General features: G+C 39.9%; 11 protein-coding genes. 2 read left to right on the top strand and 9 right to left on the bottom strand.

Going from position 1 to position 20,329, the window contains the following annotated elements; all coding sequences use genetic code 11:
- Positions 1-14: 14 nt before the first annotated feature.
- The 3 genes from edd to glk all read right to left on the bottom strand — a co-directional run bounded on the left by edd (position 15) and on the right by glk (position 4,246).
- The gene (gene edd / locus PX700_RS07655) at positions 15-1,865 is read right to left on the bottom strand and encodes a phosphogluconate dehydratase (RefSeq protein ID WP_479520401.1); all 1,851 of its coding nucleotides are present in this window, start codon (positions 1,863-1,865) and stop codon (positions 15-17) included.
- Between the two features lie 336 nt (positions 1,866-2,201).
- Positions 2,202-3,215, bottom strand: coding sequence for a LacI family DNA-binding transcriptional regulator (locus PX700_RS07650; RefSeq protein ID WP_479520400.1), 1,014 nt, complete (start codon positions 3,213-3,215; stop codon positions 2,202-2,204).
- Between the two features lie 38 nt (positions 3,216-3,253).
- Complete coding sequence (gene glk / locus PX700_RS07645; protein WP_197139517.1) at positions 3,254-4,246, bottom strand: glucokinase; 993 nt, start codon at positions 4,244-4,246, stop codon at positions 3,254-3,256.
- A gap of 290 nt (positions 4,247-4,536) precedes the next feature.
- Here glk and PX700_RS07640 point away from each other — a divergent pair, with 290 nt between their 5' ends.
- Positions 4,537-5,556 carry a LacI family DNA-binding transcriptional regulator gene (locus PX700_RS07640; RefSeq protein ID WP_166376258.1) on the top strand — a complete coding sequence of 340 codons (1,020 nt, stop codon included), beginning with the start codon at positions 4,537-4,539 and terminating at the stop codon, positions 5,554-5,556.
- 300 nt (positions 5,557-5,856) lie between these two features.
- Here the strand turns inward: PX700_RS07640 and PX700_RS07635 are convergent, their stop codons facing one another.
- The 6 genes from PX700_RS07635 to PX700_RS07610 all read right to left on the bottom strand — a co-directional run bounded on the left by PX700_RS07635 (position 5,857) and on the right by PX700_RS07610 (position 17,955).
- Positions 5,857-8,265: a glucan 1,4-alpha-glucosidase gene (locus PX700_RS07635; RefSeq protein ID WP_479520399.1), complete on the bottom strand. Its 2,409-nt coding sequence runs from the start codon at positions 8,263-8,265 to the stop codon at positions 5,857-5,859.
- A 10-nt stretch (positions 8,266-8,275) separates the two neighbouring features.
- On the bottom strand, positions 8,276-9,781 hold the full coding sequence (locus PX700_RS07630) for an MFS transporter (protein WP_479520398.1): 1,506 nt from the start codon (positions 9,779-9,781) through the stop codon (positions 8,276-8,278).
- The gene (locus tag PX700_RS07625; RefSeq protein ID WP_479520397.1) at positions 9,774-11,633 is read right to left on the bottom strand and encodes an alpha-amylase family glycosyl hydrolase; all 1,860 of its coding nucleotides are present in this window, start codon (positions 11,631-11,633) and stop codon (positions 9,774-9,776) included. The genes PX700_RS07630 and PX700_RS07625 overlap by 8 nt, the downstream gene beginning before the upstream one ends.
- A 90-nt stretch (positions 11,634-11,723) precedes the next feature.
- Positions 11,724-13,574, bottom strand: coding sequence for a glycoside hydrolase family 13 protein (locus tag PX700_RS07620; protein ID WP_479520396.1), 1,851 nt, complete (start codon positions 13,572-13,574; stop codon positions 11,724-11,726).
- 2 nt (positions 13,575-13,576) lie between these two features.
- Positions 13,577-15,067: a tryptophan halogenase family protein gene (locus PX700_RS07615; RefSeq protein ID WP_479520395.1), complete on the bottom strand. Its 1,491-nt coding sequence runs from the start codon at positions 15,065-15,067 to the stop codon at positions 13,577-13,579.
- A gap of 104 nt (positions 15,068-15,171) precedes the next feature.
- Positions 15,172-17,955, bottom strand: coding sequence for a TonB-dependent receptor (locus PX700_RS07610; protein WP_479520394.1), 2,784 nt, complete (start codon positions 17,953-17,955; stop codon positions 15,172-15,174).
- 662 nt (positions 17,956-18,617) lie between these two features.
- On the opposite strand from PX700_RS07610, the gene PX700_RS07605 reads away from it, so the two are divergent.
- Entirely contained in the window at positions 18,618-20,240 is a 1,623-nt protein-coding gene (locus PX700_RS07605) for an alpha-glucosidase family protein (RefSeq protein ID WP_479520393.1), read from the top strand.
- The last annotated feature ends 89 nt before the right edge of the window (positions 20,241-20,329 follow it).

The following is a 20,329-nucleotide window of genomic DNA, read 5'->3' as shown; positions in this document are numbered from 1 at the left end:
AGTATGGCTAATATTTATTCAAGTCCAAAAGCACTCGCGCCTAAATCGGCACTGCTTACGATATTTCTAAATCCAGTAAATAATTCGCGACCTGTACCAAATGTGGCACTTGGCAGGCTAAGTTCTGCTTCACGTTTAGCAAGTTCTTCGTCGCTAACGTGTACTTTTAATATTCCGTTTGGCGCATCAAGTGTCACTAAATCACCTTCTCGGATTTTAGCAATAATGCCGCCTTCTACTGCCTCTGGTGCTAAGTGAATAGCAGCTGGTACTTTACCTGATGCACCCGACATACGACCGTCAGTAACAATGGCTACTTTAAAGCCTTCATCTTGAAGCGTTGCCATTACTGGCGTTAATTTATGTAGCTCTGGCATACCTTTCGCTTTAGGGCCTTGCTCTTTTAGCACGGCAATAAAGTCTTGGTTTAATTCGCCACGCGTGTATGCATCTTGCAAAGCACTTTGTGAGCTAAATACTTTTGCAGGAGCAGTAACAACCTGATGTTCAATAGCAACTGCTGACACTTTTATAACGGCTTTACCTAAGTTACCCGTTAGAAGTTGCAGACCACCTTGCTTACTAAATGGGTTACTCACTGGGCGAAGTACTTCTTCATCGTGTGAGTTTGCTGGGCAATCTACCCATTTAACTTTAGTTGGGCCGGTTGAGTTGCTCATGATCAGGCTATCGTCTTTATCTAAACGAGGCTCTGTCATGTATGGCGCTAAACCATCACCTAGCATTGTTTTAACGTCTGTGTGTAAATAACCAGCGCTTGCTAGCTCTCGCATTAAGAAACCCATACCGCCAGCTGCTTGGAAGTGGTTTACATCAGCTGAACCATTAGGGTAAATACGTGTAAGCAGTGGTACAACTTCTGATAAATCAGACATGTCTTTCCACGTAACCTGAATGCCCGCAGCTTTTGCTATCGCAACAATATGAATTGCATGGTTAGTAGAACCACCTGTAGAAAGCAGGCCTACTAAGCCGTTTATGATCGTTTTTTCGCTGATCACATCAGCTAAACATGGGCTTTCTTTATCATCTGTAAGTTGCTTAAGCATAGTTTCTACAGCATTACCTGTAAGACCATCGCGAAGCTCAGTGTAAGGATTAATAAACGAGCTACCTGGAAGGTGTAAGCCCATTATTTCCATTAACATTTGGTTTGAGTTTGCAGTACCGTAGAACGTACAAGTACCTGCGCTGTGATAAGACGCGCTTTCAGCTTCTAATAAGTCTTCACGGCTTACTAAACCTTGTGCAAATTTTTGACGAATACGTGCTTTTTCTTTATTAGGAATACCTGACTGCATTGGGCCTGCTGGTAAAAAGAACACAGGTAAATGACCAAACGACAATGCACCAATTAATAAACCCGGGACTATTTTGTCACAAACGCCTAAACAAAAAACGCCATCAAACACATCGTGCGAAAGAGAAATAGCCGTTGACATAGCAATTACATCACGAGAAAAAAGCGAAAGTTCCATGCCGTCACGCCCTTGCGTAACACCATCACACATTGCAGGAACGCCACCAGCAACTTGTGCTGTAGCATCGAATTTGGTAGCAATGTCTTTAATTAAATCTGGGTAATCTTTGTATGGCACATGAGCCGAAAGCATATCGTTATATGAGTTGATAATAGCAAGATTTGGCTGCTCATCAGCCTTTAAGCGCGCTTTGTCATCACTGCTACAAGCAGCCATAACATGGGCTATATTTCCGCAACCTAAACCGGCACGAACTCTTGTTTGTTTTTTTGTGTGCGAAATACGTTCTAAATAATCTTGACGGGTATTTTTACTGCGCTCGATAACGCGCTGGGTAACTTCTTGAATACGAGGATGTAACATAATTTAACTCATCTCTATTAGTTAGAGGATAAAGGCTCAGTAGCAACTACAGACTCCACGTAAATAACTGTACTGAGCATCTTTGATTTACCCGTTCAAAGGTACGCTACCAGGGAGCCTCTCACAACAACCCTGACACCGGTGTCACTGTATTAACGCATAGCAATGACACCGGTGTCAACCCTAGGTAACAAAAATAGTTTAATATTTTAACATGACCGAATAATGACCTATTTGATTTTTAGGCACAAAGTATATTTTAGCAAGTTCAGAGCAAAAAAAAGCCCGAATAAGCGTCACTCATATTCGGGCTACTGTGAAAGTGCTTTTAGCTTACTATTTTACAGCTGCGGTTGACTCACGTGTAATTAAGCGCGATTCAAGCGTTACTTGGTATGGTTGTTCTTGAGGCTGAGCTATGTGAGATATAAGCTGCGTTACGGCTTGTTTTGTCATTTCTTCAACCGGTTGTGCAATAGTCGTTAAACCAGGCCAAATATGACGTGCAATAGGTGCGTTATCAAAGCCCGCAATAGAAATATCATCAGGTACTTTTAATTGGCGCTGGGTAGCTAATTTTAACACCGCAGCCGCCATGTAATCATTTGATGCAAATACAGCTGTTGGCCTAGGTGATAAGTCTAAAATACTGCGCGCGCTGTCGACACCTGAGTGATAACTAAAGTTACCCTCCTCTACTAAGCGCTCATCAAACTCTATTCCATGGCTTGCAAGTGAACGTCTGTAGCCTTTAAAACGCTGTTGCGTGGCACTGTGATCGGGGTGCCCTTTAATAAACGCAATTGATTTATGACCAAGACTAATTAAATGCTCGGTAATTTCAAATGCGCCTTGCTCATCGTTGCTACGCACAGAAATTGAGTCATCTTGAAGTAAAGCCGATGCAACTCTTGCGTAAGGGATTTTTTTAGATTTTAAAAATGAAACCAGCTCGGCAAAATCACCAAAAGGAGGTGTTAATACAATGCCATCTAATCGAGAAGTCTGTAGTAATTGCTCAATATTATTTATAAGGGCTTCACCACGAAACTCACAAGGGTGTATCAATAAGTTATAGTTATTTTCTTTGCATGCTTCTAAAGCGCCCGTTTGCACCCGAGTGATGTAACTTTTACTGGGATTATCGTAAAGACAACCAATAATAAAACTACGATTTTGTGCAAGACCACGCGCAATAGGGTTAGGTGTGTAATCGAGTTCTTTAAATACCGCGAGTACCTTTTCTCGGGTGGCGGCACTTACATTAGGCTCATTATTTAAAACACGCGAAACGGTTTTTTTAGAAACCCCAGCATGGCTTGCTACACTATTTATGGTTACTTTTTTCATCTATCCATTATCCAAATACAACCAATAAGGCCAAAGCCCTATTTGCTATTGTGTAAACACGCAGCAGCGCCGATAAGCGGTATATTGTCTTGTGTTACAAGTGTTACAGGGATTTGTCCTGCGTACTGCGACATAATACCCTTTTGAGAAAATCGTTCAACAAAACGACTCTCTAGAAGTCTTGCTTGCATACGAGGCAGTATTCCACCACCAATAAATAATCCGCCTAAAGCGCCGTAAACAACGGCTAAATCGCCGGCTACGCTGCCAATCCAATCACAAAATTGGTTAAGCGTTGCATCACAAACAGCACATTCACCGCTATTTGCTAGACTACTTATTTGCGCAGCATCTAAATTCTTAGCTGTTACACCCTTAACCGCAGCCATGGCCTTGTACAAATGCGCAATGCCAGGGCCTGAAAATACAGTTTCGATAGAAACATGAGGATGATCTTTGCGTAATTCATTTAATAATAAGGTATCGAGCTCATTAACAGGTGCTAGCGATATATGCCCCCCTTCAGAACTTAAAACAGCGGTAGATTGCGACGTTCTAACTAAGCACGCGGCACCAAAACCAGTACCTGGACCTATAACACCAATGTTTGCATTATCATCAGCTTGACCCGATTTAACAATGACATTTTGTTTAGGATCTAAATACGGGGCGGCGTATGCAAAGGCAGCAAAATCGTTTATGACTTCTAGTTGTTGTAAATCAAAATGAGTTTTAAATTCACTGACGCTAAAATGCCAACCTAAATTAGTTAAATGCACTTGCCCGGCTTTGATTGGGCCTGCAACGGCTAAACATGCGCGTTTAGGTGTAATATGCGGGACTGTTTGTAAATATTGCTCAAGCGCACTTTGAAGTGAGCCAAAATTAGCACTAGGGAAAATATTAATGTGCTCTATTACAAATTGGTTGGTGTGTTCATTAAAAGCAGTGATTAAAGCAAAGCGGGCATTAGTGCCGCCAACATCAGCAACTAAGATGGGATCAAATTGTGCAGAAGCGTTTGGGCTCATAGTATTATCTCTTTTGTTAAGCGACTCATGCTTATTATTTTACAATGGTGTACCATTGTTATTTATACTTTGAGCTATCACCTCAAAGTAGCTATCACAGTAAAAAATGCTGCCTATAAAGATATAGACAGCGAATACGTTTTGACAACAAAATGATAAAACATTGACATTATGACACCGGTGTCAGCCGTTTATCAATAAAAATATACGTTAATTCACAAAAAGCTTGAAATTATTCATTAATAAACGAAAATGACACAATTATTTATCAAACTAATTAAGTTGTAACGATGAAAGGTAAAGCCACCTCATTTGATATTGCCCACTATGCAGGGGTATCTCAATCAACTGTATCTCGCGCTTTACGTAACAGCCATCTTGTTAATGAAGAAACACGTAAGCGTGTTTTTGATATAGCTAAAAAACTAAATTATAAAGTTGATAAAAATGCCAGTAACTTACGCACTCAGCAAAGTAGTACGCTTGCATTACTTTTATTTGAAGACCCCACTTCTGACGAATCACAAATTAACCCTTTCTTTTTAGCCATGCTTGGCAGCATTACCCGTGCTTGCGCTAAAGAAGGTTACGATTTATTAGTTTCATTTCAATCGGCTAGTGCAGATTGGCAAGCAGACTACGAAGATAGCCACAGAGCTGATGGTATTATTTTACTCGGCTATGGCGATTACATTGATTACCAACCAAAATTTAGCACCTTACTTGAACAAAACACTAAGTTTGTTTGTTGGGGGGCAACCGTCGATAATCGACCCGATTTAACTGTTTGTTGTGACAACTACGGTGGCGGTAAGCTTGCCGCTGAGCACTTTATTGCTCATAGCAGAACTGATTGCGCTTTTATTGGTGATGCATCTGATCACAGCCCCGAATTTTTTAGTCGCTTTCAGGGGTTTAAAGACGAGCTATTGGCTAACAATGTTAAAATAAATGAACGTAAAATGGCTAACGCTATATCCACTGAAGAATCTGGGTATCACGCTACTCGCTCGCTTATCGCTAATAATATTAAATTTAACGCCTTATTTGCCGCAAGCGACTTAATTGCTATTGGTGCAATACGGGCGCTTAAAGAAGCTAATATCAATGTACCAAAAGATGTAGCCGTAGTCGGCTTTGATAACATAGCCATTGCTAGTTATGTAAACCCACCGCTGACGACGATAGAGCAAAACACCACTGTTGCAGGGCAAATGCTAGTAGAGAACTTATTAAAACTGATACGTGGTGAAGAAGTACAAAGTACCCTACTTCCACCTGTATTAATTTCTCGAAAAAGTAGCAGTTAAACTTTAAATATACTAATAAGACTTCAATATAATAAAAAGGCTCCTAAATAAATTTAGAAGCCTTTTTTAATAACTACAGCATTTTATACCAATCCGCAATAATACTTAATCATTTTGCGGGGCTAAACGTGTCGCTAACTGCGTTAAAAAACCCTCATTTACGACTGCATGGATGCAGAAGGTAGAGCAATGCAGGAGCAATTGCCGAGAACAACTAAATAGCGAATTTTTTGCCTAGCTAACAACACGTTTTTCCTGCCTCAAAATAGCTCACTTAATTAAGCGAATTGGTATTATATATTAGTCTTTAAGCGATTCGGCAACTATAGGGTAATAGTCCCAAACTTGTTTATCACTGAGTGAGCGCACAAGCTTAATGTATTCTGCGTGTGTCCATGCTAAAGGTGTTGCTGAGTTTGTGCCCTCGCCTAACTCATAACCTGCTTTATTTACGCCTACGCCATCCCATACTTGCTCAGGTAGCATCATTCCGCTATTAGCAAATTGCTCTAAGCCTTTAACATAGCTGTTTTTGATCTCGCTTTGTTTTTTATCATCTAGCGCATTATTTGCATTTGCAGCGGCGATTTCATAATGCCCGCGCTCACCTGTAAAAAATGGCCATACACGGCCACGTTGCCCTGGTGTGTTACTCCCGCTTTCGGCGTAATTAGTACCTGTGGTTTCATCTTCACCATAACCGTCGTTACCATAGCGGCGATAGCCTGCAAATGTGCCGCTGCCATCGGTAAAGTTAAAGCTGTATTTAACTTGTAGATTATCTTCAAGCGTTTCGTCGTCATACTCAGGCAGGGTTTTAATGATGCTTGAATCGTTGGCACTTCTTACTCCATAGCGGACTAATTCTAAAAACCCACCGTCTAAAATCTGCTTTTTGTTAAAACCTTCACGGCCATTGTTGGCGTTAATTTTAGTATTAGAGTTAGCATCAGTGTCTTGACCTATACGAATAAAATACTCGCCATCGGTGCTATCACCTTTTAAATTACCTTGGGTAGTAAACATTTGCGACTCTATATCACTGTTATATTTTTTAGCCGTTGCTAAATAACGCTCTGCATTTTGAGTATCGCCACTGAGTGTTGCTATGTCACTGGCTGTTATAAGACCAGCAACAACGGCAGCCGTTGTAGAGGGAGAATAACCACTTTGCTCTTCCCAGCGCTCTTGCTGTGTTGCAGGTGGAGTAATTTGCGTATCGTTCCATAAAATTTTAGCCCTTCCGCCATCAACTAAAAAGTCAGCTGCCGGTTTTAGCATGCGTACGTACCAATCTTTAAGCTCGGTATCGCTTAGTACGTTTGCTTGATGTAACTTCCACGCGAGCATAATTGGCATTGCCGTTTGATCAAGCTGTACCCCTACCCACTCAAGTTCACCGTCTACATGTGTTTTTTGTAAAAACCAGCCAGTGTCGCCATTGTTACCGGGGGTTTTACTGTTAACTTGTACTTTTTCAAGATATTCGAAGGCAGTTTTAGCTGTAGCAGTATCACCCAAAGCCATAAACGCCATCGCTACTTGATAAAAATCACGAACCCATACCGCTTTATAACCCGTCGACCCTTCTTTGGCCGAAACCGTTTCACCCCAAGGGTTAGAAAGCGAGGCGATAAGCGCGCCCGCATTCGTTTTATCTTCTTGCGCTTTTAGCACCATTGCACTGGTATAGAGTAGCTTTCCGTTATCGGCTGTTTGCTTAACCATTGTATTTAATGGCTCAAGGCTTTGTAGATAATCCTCCCATCCTAGCGCTTCACCTTTACCGTTGTAGGCATCGAGCACTCTTTGATAACCTTTAGATAAGCTCTGTGCACCTTGTTGCTGGCTTTGTATCTGCGTTTTACCAAAACTAAGTGCTAAATCAAACGTGGTATTACTACTTATACTGCCAAGCTCTGCCAACATACTGACATTGCCCGATTCACTCCCTGTATTTACATATTGCTCACTGAGTCGTTGTTTAGTTTTAAGTGACGTAATGCCATCGCTTACACCTGCAAAGCCAACGCTTTTCATTTTAAATGGAGTAGATGATTGCAGTGTTAAAAAGTTATCGTCTTCCCAAGCAACTAAACCTTGCTCAGTTGTTTTTGCAAAATCACCTAAACCGTTGTTGTTAATGTATGGATTAACAACTACATACGCTTTTACACCTTCAAGTGATGTATTAAATACAGTACGCACAAACAATGTTTGTCCGTCAGGATCGGTGAATATGTGTTTTTCGAGGGTAAAACGCCCTTTCTTATCTGTACTTGTTACTTTGTAAGCAAGCGATAGTGGTCTGCCTTTATCGTCTTTATGTAAGTAATCAATGCTAACGTCTAAATCGTCTGCTTCAGTAACTGTAAAATCTTTACCGGTTACTACAAACTGCATATCTTTAATTTGCGCTTGGTGAATGAGTCCAAACATAGTTTCGGTGATCATACCTTTAGCAATTGAAAACCATACTTTTGATACTTCACCTGTCGCAGCGTTGTTATTATATAGGCCGTTTTGGTATTGCTCAAAAGAAGTACCAATTCCGGTTTTACCCGCGTAAGCCCAAAATGGTTCAGCGCCTGGTGCGCCAGGAGCGGCTGAAACTGTAGTGTCGATATTTTCGTTATTCGTATTTTGTGCACCACAGGCCGTTAAACCCAAAGTTAAAAGAGAAGCGGTAATAAGGTTATATTTTTTCATTGTGTGACCCTTAGTTTGAATTTTTAACGCGCATAACAGCAATCGCAGCAACAACAAATGATGCTGCACCAATTAATAATGCGTAAATAGGCTGGTTCGAAAATACGTGGCGTAAAATAAGCCCTAAAATACTCGCGGCTAATAACTGTGGAATAACGATGAAGAAATTAAATATCCCCATATAAACGCCCATTTTATTACTCGGTAGTGCATTACTTAACATGGCGTAAGGAAGCGACAAAATAGACGCCCATGCAAAGCCAACGCCTATCATAGGTATAATTAGCATTTTAGGGTCTGTTATAAACATAAAGCTCGCAAGGCCTAATGCGCCTAGTAATAAGTTAAAGCAATGTGCGCCTTTTAAGCCCATTTTTTTAACTAAAAACGGAATACACATTGCTGCAATGGCCGCAAAACCATTGTAAGCGGCAAATAAAATACCGACCCAGTCGGCACCATCGTTGAATGCTTTACTGGTTGCATCGCTGCTACCATAATGAAAGCTTGTTACTGCGGCTGTGGTGTATATCCACATAGCAAATAACGTAAACCAGCTAAAAAACTGTACCCACGCTAGCTGCTTCATTGCCTCTGGCATAGTAAATACATCTTGTACTACTTGATAAAAGCCGCCTTGTGTTTTATTTGCGCCTTTTAAAGCACCCGCTATCCACTGCACAATACCAAACGCTAATAAACCACCAGCAAGTAGGTATAACTCTTTTTCAAGCGATAAACCCATTACTAATGCAAGGGTTGCTAAACCTAGCACCACAAAAATAATGGCACCTTTATTGAAGTTGATATCTACTAATGCGGTGTTAGTCGGTTTGGTAGTTTGGTTTTCAAAAGCAGCTAATTGCTCAGGGCTATATTCTTTGGTTCGCATAACTGTCCAAAGAACTGCAACTAGTAATACAACCCCACCCCAATAAAATGAATATTTAACAGACTCAGGTATTTCTCCTGCAGCAGCGGTATTACTAACATCAAACCAATTAGTCATCATCCATGGTAATGCTGAGGCTAGTACAGCACCAATACCAATAAAAAAGCTTTGTAAGCCGTAACCTGTAGCACGTTGTTTTTCTGGCAAGTTATCGCCAACAAGTGCTCTAAAAGGTTCCATAGTAACGTTGATTGACGCATCCATAATCCACAACATACCTGCAGCAATCCAGAGCGTTGGCGAGTGCGGCATAATAAAGAGTGAAATAGTAGTAAGTACCGCCCCTAAAAAAAAGAACGGACGACGACGACCAAAACGTCCCCATGTTTTATCACTCCAATAACCAATTATTGGTTGCACTATTAAACCCGTTAAAGGTGCTGCTACCCATAAAATAGGAATATCATCAACTTGTGCGCCAAGCGTTTGAAAAATACGGCTCACATTGCCGTTTTGCAGTGCAAAACCAAATTGAATGCCTAAAAAACCAAAGCACATATTCCATATTTGCCAAAAGCTCAGATTTGGTTTGTTGCTGTCATAATTATTATTTTGATTATTCATGATTAGCCTTATTAGTTAACACTGCGCTACTAAATGCGTTTAGCGTGAGCGTAAGCTTTGTAACTTGCCCGTCGGTAATGAGCTTCGTGGTATTTTGTTCAAGTAAGTCGTGTAGCGGTTTATTTCGCTCAAAGGTATTTGCTTGCTGTGGTGTTAAGTTAATAACCACCGTTTGTGGCTCCTCACTAAAATTACTAAATACATAAATCGATTGCTGGCCTAACGTGCGTACAAAACCAGCAACGCGTTCGCTACCACTAAGCGAAAGCGCTGTCATATTTCCACCTACAACAGCCGGCAAACTATTAAGAGCCATTATTGATTTATAATAATCACGAAGTGATGCTTGCTCGCTCGTTAAGTTAGCGCCAACGAATTTGCCGTCATTCATCCATGCTTGATGCGCGGGTACACCAATGTAGTCAAAAATACTGGTACGAGTAGATGTGCCAAAACCTGCGTTTTCAGAGCCGTCCTCCCCTACATCTTGAGCGAAGTATAATAAAGTAGGTGCACGACTAATTAAGCTAGAAACTACCATTGCTGGTTTCCCCCAGCGTGCATCACCTGCAAAATCAGGGCTCGCAATGCGTTGTTCGTCATGGTTTTCTAAAAAGTGCAACATGTGCGATTCAATATCATTAACTTGGCTTTGGGCTGCAAAAATCGTATTAGCAGCTTGCTTACCCTGCATAATGGCCTTTAATGTGTCGTAAAAGCCGACTTTATCGTACAGATAATCCATTTTTCCTTGCTGAATATAGGCTCTGTACATTTGCGGGTTATAAACTTCAGCCAATAAAAATGCATCCGGTTTTTGCATTTTGATTGATGAGTTTAAAAAGCTCCAAAATTCAACTGGCACCATTTCGGCCATATCGTATCTAAAGCCATCAACGCCTTTATCAAGCCAGTACAAAGTGATGTCTCTAAATTTATACCAACTATTAGGAAGCTCTTTATTTTGCCAAAACGCATAATGAGCGCGATAATCTTGGTTTTCTAGCTCTTTAGGTAATACAGGAAAGTCATAGCTGCCATCAGGCTTTACACCGTAGTTAACTTTTACGGTTTCATACCAATCGTTAATATCTGGCTTTGGTGCACGCGCCCCATTACCCGTCCATTTAGCGGGTGTTTCGTCAAAAAAACCATCAGCTAAAGGGTGAGTATTACCCCCTAAAACTGTATAGCTTTGTGATGTTGGAACCTGAAAAGACTGACCTGGTACATAATAAAAGTTATTATTTTTATCGTACTCTTTGCTGGTGTCGTCTTGCTCACCAAAGTCTTTTACTCCTTTGGGTTTTGCTACTGATTTATAATCACGCGCAACATGGTTAGGCACAATATCAATAACCACTTTCATACCATGTTGATGAGTGCGCTCAATCAGATCACTAAACTCACCCAACCTATTAGTCACATTTATGGCTAAATCGGGGTTAACGTCGTAGTAATCTTTGATTGCATAAGGTGAACCTGCACGGCCTTTAACTACATCAGGGTCGTCTTGCGTAATCCCATACTCGGTATAATCGCCCACTAGCGCATGATGTAAAACACCTGTATACCAAACATGAGTAGTCCCTAGCTCTTTAATACCAGCTAGTGCAGCATCGTTAAAGTCTGCAAATTTGCCTACACCATTTTGCTCTTTTGTACCCCAAGGTACATTTGCGGTTTGTGTGTTACCAAATAAACGTGTAAATACTTGGTATACAACAGGCTTTGTTAACTCGTTTTGAACCTGCTTAGGCATTTGCTGCGGTTCGGTTTTATTATTATCTGAGCAGGCACTTGTTACAAGTGCGCTAAACAGTAATGCGGGTACATAAACTGATTTTTTCATTGTGTGTCTTTTTGTCAGTAGTGTTATAGCTTTATACTAAAGATAACTGCAGCAAGCATACAGTTGCTGCATACGTATTCACTTAAACATTCACGGCGTATTAATCACTAATACCGTTGCAGCCATTGGCTTTAAGTCAATACTGTTAGTTAGTTTAAAAGTGTGTTGTGTGAATAATGCCTGCGCATTGGCATTTTTTGGTATAACTTCTTGCATGTAATCAAGATTATGCTTTTGTGTTACTTCGTTTTTATTCATAAAAACTAATACAGTTTGCGTGTCACTAACGCGAGCATAACTATAAACACCATTTTGCGGACTAAAATGAACGAGCTTACCCTTTGCCAGCGCAGGGCTTTGCTTTCTAAAGTTAAGTAGTGTGCTAATGGTCTTGTGCATATCGCGCTGCTCTTCGCTTAAACCGACTCCAGTAAACGCATTAGCGTTTTGATTTTTGAACCCACCAGGAAAATCAATTCGTATATCGCCATGATCTTTACTCGGCGTGTTATCTAATATCACTTCCGTTCCGTAATACATTTGAGCAATGCCGCGCGTTGTTAAAAATAACGTCATCGCCATTTTAGTTTTAGCTAAGTCTTGCCCAAGCTCTGTATATACTCGGCTCATATCGTGATTATCAGCAAACACCATAATGTTATTGGTATCTGGGTATAAAAAATCGTTAGCTAATGACTGATATACTTTAACCCAGCCTGTACTCCAGCTTTCATCTTCATTTAAAGCTTGAATCACCGCTTCTTGTAATGAAAAGTCCATTACACTGGGTAAGCTTGATGTGTACCCATCTTTATTTACTTTGCCGCGTTGCCAATACGACGCTATTGCAGGGTTTGAAGTCCACTCCTCACCAACAATATTAAAGTGTGGGTATTCATCCATAATGGCTTTTGTCCAATCACTTAAAAACGCTTTATCTGAATAAGAATAGGTATCTACACGAATACCGCTTAAATCGGCGTATTCAATCCACCAAATAGCGTTTTGAATTAAATATTCACTTAAAAGTGGTTGGCGCTGATTTAAATCAGGCATGCTAGCAACAAACCAACCATCGCTAAATTGGCGTTTGTCATAGTTGCTTGCGTGTGGGTCTTGAATTGTTTGGCGCGCATGGCTTGTCGCATTTTCACCATTTTTAAAGTCGCCATTAAAGTTAATCCAATCTTGGGTGGGTTTGTCTTTAACCCAAGCATGTTCAGAACCAAAATGATTAAGTACCATATCCATAACAAGACCAATGCCCTGCTCTTTAGCCTTTATTGATAACGTTTTGTACAACTGATTTGAACCCATACGTGGATCAACGTTATAAAAATCTGTGATCGCGTAACCATGGTAAGAATAGTCAGGCATGTTGTTTTCAAGCACAGGTGTTAACCAAAGCTGTGTCACGCCTAAATTATTTAGATACGGTAGCGCATTAATTACACCTTGAATATCACCGCCATGTCGTCCGCCTTTTAAGCTTGGATTTGCACTCTCTAGCATACCTTTAACTGTATCGTTTTTTTCATCACCATTAGCAAAGCGATCTGGGTTGATTAAATAAAGGGTATCGTTAGATGTAAAGCCTTGGCGCTTTGCACTGTTTTTATCACGTGCAAGTAGTGGAAATTCAAAATTTTGGCTCGTTTCGCTGCTGCTAAATTCTAGCGTTCCAGCTTTAGCGGCATCGGAAATCGTTATATTCAAAAATACATAATTTGGGTTATCTGTACGCGTTATTTTATTTAACTTAACGCCATTGTACTTAGCTAATTTAATTTGCTCGTTAGCAATGTTTTGTTCATGCACCATGATGGTTATAGTGCTTTTATTCATGCCTACCCACCAATTGGCAGGCTCTACATTAAGTGCATAACTAAAGCTTGGTAAGCTGCATGCGCTTACTAGTAAAAGTGTGTTTAAAAATCGCATTATTAAACCTTTTTAATACTGGCTAAAAAATCTTGATGAGTTGGTAGTTGCGCAACTGTTGAGTTTATCAATGTTTTTAAGGTAGAAAATAAATCGCTCAGTTGCTCATCACTTAACGAATCCACAATACTATTGTAGTCATCAGGGATAAGCCCTTGCCCTATCATTGCTTGCTGCCAAGCAACCTCAGTAAATAGCTCGTCGTCTTCGCGTACTACCTTGCCTGTTTGCTTAAATAAATTCATTTTTTGGCTCAGGGAGTTAGGTATATCCATTTGCCTACATTGGCGCCAAAATGGGGAGTCTTCTCGCTCGGTGAGCTTGTAATGTAAAATAATAAAATCACGTATGTGCTCTATTTCAATTACGCTTTGTTTATTAAACTCAGTTACTAACGCATCGCTAATGCCATTGTGTGGAAATAGCTTAATTAAGCGTGTAACCGCAGTTTGAATTAAATGAATACTGGTTGACTCAAGCGGTTCTAAAAACCCACTTGATAAACCAACCGCGACCACGTTTTTATGCCACTGCTTTAAGCGCCGACCTGTTTTGAATTTTATAATACGGGGCTCTGTAATTGCCTTAGCGGGTAATTTTTGAAGAAGTAGTTGTTTAGCATCATCGTCTGATAAATATCGGCTGCAATAAACAAGGCCATTACCAATACGGTTTTGCAGCGGTATTTGCCATTGCCAGCCTGCACTATGTGCAATAGATCGTGTATAAGGTTTTAACTCATTGGTACTGTGTGTTTGAATGGCCACTGCACTATCACAGGGTAAGTAATGAGACCAATCAATAAATCCTGTATTAAGTGTTTGCTCAATTAACAAGGCACGCAACCCTGTGCAATCTATAAATAAATCACCACTAATTTGACTATCGTTATCAAGTGCTAGGCTTTTAATATTGCCTGTATAGCATTGTTCAACATGGTCTATTTTTGCATCTATGTGTTTAACACCGCGCGATATAGCCAACTTTTTTAAATATTCGGCGTAAAGTGTGGCATCAAAATGGTACGCGTAACTCAGCCCAGGTAGTTGGGTATTTGGAATGGTATTTAAAGGGGCAAACCTATGCTGTTTAGCCGCTTGGTAATTGAGTGAAAAATCCCATAGTTCGTCTTCGCAACCCGTAACTTGACCTTTTAACCAAAAGTTATAAAAATCACAAAAAGGAAAGTCTTTACCAAACGAGCCAAACGCATGCATATAATTATGCTTTGGCGTTTTCCAATTTTCGAACTCAATACCTAATTTTATTGAAGCATTAGTGGCATTAATAAAATCTTGCTCGTTTATACCCAGCGCGTTATTAAGTTGAATAATAGGCGGAATTGTTGCTTCGCCCACTCCCACTGACCCAATAGCCGATGATTCTATAAGCGTGATATTAATTACTTTACCTAACACTTTATTAAGCAGTGCTGCTGTTATCCACCCTGCAGTACCACCGCCTGCAATTACCACGTGTTTTATTGGTTTCATATTATTGTCCACGTTTACAAATTAAAGCTTTGTTAAGTTAGGTAAACTAGCTATAAAAAAGCCCCTGTAACACAAATTACAAGGGCTTCTACACACAGTTTTTATTATAGCTTGTAGCTAAAGCCTAACAAGTAAGTGCGACCGTAATCTTGGTAATCACGTACTTGTAAAGCATTGTCGCCAGAAAGCGACGTAAATGGTTCTTCTGTTAAGTTTTGTACTTGAAACTGAATTGATAAACCTTCAAGGCTTTCAATACCCGCTTCACTAAAGTCGTAACCCGCTTGAACATCCCAAATAGTTTCACCTAAAATATCAACTTGTTCCGTGTCAAAGCCTAAGCCATATACATCGCCTTTAAAGGCACTACGTTTACGCATACTGGTACGTAACTGCATACCATGCATTTCGTAGTAAACCGTTAAGCTTTGAATTTTATCTGAAAGACCCGGTAGTTCGTATTCGTTACCATTTTGATCTTCAATATCAGACTCAATACCTGTATGGCTTGCTATTAAACCAAAGCCTTCAAGTGATGGGTGAAATAGTTTAAATGGTAATGCCAGTGATAGCTCGTAACCATATAAATCGCCACCGCCGCCATTTATTTTACCACTGCCAGTACCCGATGATGTTGCTGGTAATTCTCCAGTAGATGGGTCTGCAACACCCGACATATCAATTGCGTAAGTACCGTCAAAAATCCACTGAGTTAAATCTTTATAGAAAAACGCAGCAGAGAAGTAACCTTCATCGCTAAAGTAATTCTCGTAAGTAAAGTCGTAACCAGTTGCTTCTTTAGGCTCTAAATTTGGATTACCACCCGATACAGACCAGTAGTTACCATTTTCATCTGGCGTTTGATTATATGACGCATTAACTGATGAATTCATTTCATCTAAACGTGCACGAGAAATTGTTTTAGCAGCACCAAAGCGTATTGTTTGTTGCTCATCAATCGCAAGAGATAGATTTAAGCTAGGTAATACGTGTGAGTAATCATGGCTTATGTCTGTAGGTGATGTAACAACGACACCATCAACAGTACTAAATGCATTACCTTGTGATGATTGATCAGTTTGTACATAACGCACGCCAACATTACCCGTTAGTGCAAGGCCGCTCACTTCAGCATTAATATTTGCTTGAACAAATGCAGAAGTGATTTCTTCTTTTACAGTCCACGATTTAGTCGCATGACTTGTATTTGTTAAGCTCTCTGCAAGTAAGTCGTAATAACCATCGTTAACTAAACCATTTACATCATAAGCAATCATGTCGCCCATGCCTATAAAGCCTAGATCAACACTTCCGTTGCGGTACTGTTCTGGCACGCTAAGCATGCCTGGGTTATCAAGCGAAAAGCTAGATAACGTCATGAAGTAACCTTCTGAATCTTTTGTTTTCTCACGTTCTTTGTAAGACATACCAAATTCAATAGAGCTTATGTACTCGTTTTCTAATACCTTTGAAGCGGCTATTTTTAATGTTGATAATTCATCTTCAATAGTAGGTGCATTTATAAAACCGTCTTGCGCTTGGTTTTCATATTCAGTACCAGTTAAACCGTATTTATCGTTAAGTGCAGAGCTTGCACCCCACGAAAGCGGGCCACCTAACTGAATTAAATCATAATCGCTATAATCTAAATCATGTGAAAAAGTAGCCCCAGTGTTACCACCATTAAATGTGTAACCCAAGTTATCTGCCACACCGCGAGCATCGCCACGACCTGTACCTGAATAGCTTTCAACACTCCAGATTTTGCGCTCTACTTGTGAATAACTTGCATCAAACTCTACTGACCACGAATCGTCAATATCGTATTTAGTATTAAAACCAAAAGCTGTAAGTTCTGCTTCACGCTCTTCGTAATCGTTACGAACTACAACACGCTGACCTTGGGTTACAGCGCTTGTTATAAAGCCTGACTCTTCATCAACTACTACGCTGCTTGAGTCGATACTACCTTGTCCCCACGCGAATGGAACTTCAATACCGCGTAAGATTTTTTCATCTGTAAAATCTACATATAACGCATCAAACGTCATACTTAGATTGTCTGTAGGTGCTGCTTCTAAAACAAGCATTGCCGTGTCACGCTCAAGCGTTGATGAACGCACGTAAGGTTTAGCACCACCTAAAATTGAATAATCGTTACCATTTTCATTGAATTCTGGATAACCCCACGAGTTCCAACGTTTTTCTTGATTTGGTGAACTCATCGTATTTAAAGCAAATGCAACACCAATGGTATCGTCTGCAAACTGGTCAATGTATGAAATTGTACCTCGGTAACCAGCGTCGTTACCGTCTGGGTTTAGTTTATCAAAGCTAGTTTGCTCATACTGTCCATTTACTTGTACAACACGTTCGCCTTTACTTAAAGGACGAACTGTTTGCATGTTAATTACGCCTGCTATGCCTTCAGCATCTATACTTGCATTAGGCGTTTTATAAACAGTAACACCGCTCATTATTTCTGATGGGTAAAGGTCAAATTCTACGCCACGGTTATCACCAATAGATACCTGCTCACGACCATTAAATGTAGTACCACTTTCGTTTTCACCAAAACCACGAATAGAGACACGACTTGCTCGGCCGTCTAAGCGCTGCGCTGTTAAGCCAGGTAAACGCGCAATCGATTCAGCAATTGAAGAGTCTGGTAATTTACCAATATCTTCGGCTGATATAGATTCTACAACCTGAGTAGAGAAACGTTTAGTGTTAATAGACTCAACCACACTGCCACGAAAGCCTTTAACTTCGATAACTTCTACATCATCTTTTTTTATTGTATCTTCTTGAGCAGCCTGTGTAGCAAAGCTTGATAAGCCTGCAGCTGTTAATGCCAAAGTTAATATACTTGGTTTGAACATAGACATAATGTTTTCCCGTTACCCATATTGTGATACCCGCGTTCAATGTTTAAGTGATAGTTAAACAAGGCGAGCTAATTTTGTTGTCAGGATGAATATTAACGCCAGATTTATTTTATTAACAACTTTATGCATACGTATTCAACAATTAAAGCACTCTTTAATATTAACATAAAAATCACAAGCATCACTTCAACACCATGATTTTATTGAAAATAAATAAAATAAAAAACACAAAGCAAGCATAAATAGTTAAATCAATTCTATTGAAACTTAATGGCACCTTTACTTAAATGTAAACAAGGTGAAATTAATTATCGCTGTTATATAAAGTTTAAATTACTCCACATTTACCAAGCGTTAAATTGGTCTGACCATTCCATGTAAAGCCTGAGGTATATTTTCCTTACAGTACAGTCTGTTAGGTTTAATTTAACTAAAAAATGAATGAATAAAGTAATTGGTAAACAATAGGCACACAATATGAGCACTGTTTAAGCTATGCTAAGCGCTTATTTTTAATAAATTTATTGCATTATTTTTAGTGCATACGTATGCAGACTTTTTACAGGATTAAAGGCTTCACGTATGCTTTTTGCAAATAACGTGATTAATCGTAATCACAACAAAGAATAGTCTAAATACTGTGTGGAATGATGGAGAAAAGCATGACCCAAAAGCAGTGGTATAAAGGTGCGGTTATTTATCAAGTTTATCCGCGTAGCTTTCAAGATAGCAACAACGATGGCATTGGTGATTTAAAAGGGATTATTAATCGTATTGATTACATTAAGAGCTTAGGAGTTGATGCAATTTGGATTTCACCTTTTTTCAAATCGCCAATGAAAGACTTTGGTTACGATATTAGCGACTACCGCGACATTGACCCACTTTTTGGTGACTTAAACGATTTTGATGAACTTATTAGTCAAGCCCACGATCGAGATATTAAAATAATTATAGATCAGGTATTAAGCCACACCTCTGATCAACATCAGTGGTTTTTAGATAGTCGTGATAATTTAACAAACGATAAAGCTGATTGGTATGTATGGGCCGATGCTAAAGATGACGGAACAGCTCCTAACAATTGGCTGTCTATTTTTGGTGGTGGCGCATGGCAGTGGGAACCTCGCCGAGGGCAATATTATTTGCATAATTTTTTAACAGAACAACCCGATTTAAACTTTCATAATCCTGATGTAAGGCAAGCTGTGCTTGATAACGTGGAGTTCTGGCTTAAAAAAGGCGTTGATGGCTTTAGACTCGATGCTATTAACTTTTGCTACCACGATGCATTACTTCGCGATAACCCTGCTAAACCAAAAGACAAACGCCAAGGTCGCGGTTTTAGTGAAGATAACCCGTATGCGTTTCAATATCATTACTACAACAACACTCAACCAGAAAACATTGAGTTTATGCAAGACATTCGCACATTACTTAATAAATACCCAGGTACTGTATCGCTCGGCGAAATCTCATCAGAGGATTCATTAGCAACTATGGCAGAATATACCCAAGGCGGTGACAAACTGCACATGGGTTATAGTTTTGAGCTATTAACAAATGATTATTCAAGTGAATATATCAGAACTACGGTTCAAACTCTTGAACAGCGTATGACGGAAGGCTGGCCGTGCTGGGCATTTAGTAACCATGACGTAGAGCGCGTAGCAAGTCGTTGGAGTAAAAACGGCGAGATAAATTCTCAACAATGTAAAATGTTAACCGCCCTACTTGCCTCCCTTCGTGGAAGTGTGTGTATGTACCAAGGTGAAGAGCTTGGTTTAGGTGAAGCATCTGTTGCTTTTGAAGATTTACAAGACCCATACGGCATTACTTTTTGGCCAAACTTTAAAGGGCGTGATGGCTGTAGAACGCCAATGCCTTGGGAGCACGCTGATTCATCTCATGCGGGTTTTAGTGACGTAAAACCTTGGCTGCCTGTTGATGACGCACACAAACAGCAATCAGTCGCTGTGCAAACGAATGATAGTAACTCAATTTTAAACGCCTATCGTGAGTTTATGGCGTGGCGCAAAAACCAAGCTGTGCTACTTGAAGGTGATATTGAGTTTATTGAAACGCCTGAGCCTGTGCTTGCTTTTTATAGAACCCTTGGAGCGCAAAAAATGCTTTGCCTGTTTAATCTAAGTTCGCAGCAAACAGCTATTAATATGCCAACATCAATCGTTAAAGAATATAACGAGCTTAGCCACCATAGTGCAAAATTAAGCCAAGATACATTAACGCTTGAGCCTTATGCTTGCTTTTATGCAAAGTGTTAATCACATAAAAATTACGTTTAATTTTATAATTAAGCTATGAAGACAACAAAGCCTAAGTTAATTACTTGGGCTTTTTTATGTATTTTATC

Source organism: Pseudoalteromonas sp. TP27, assembly GCF_056470645.1.
Note: the sequence above shows the minus strand (reverse complement) of the source record. Positions and strands in the feature narration are given on the sequence as shown.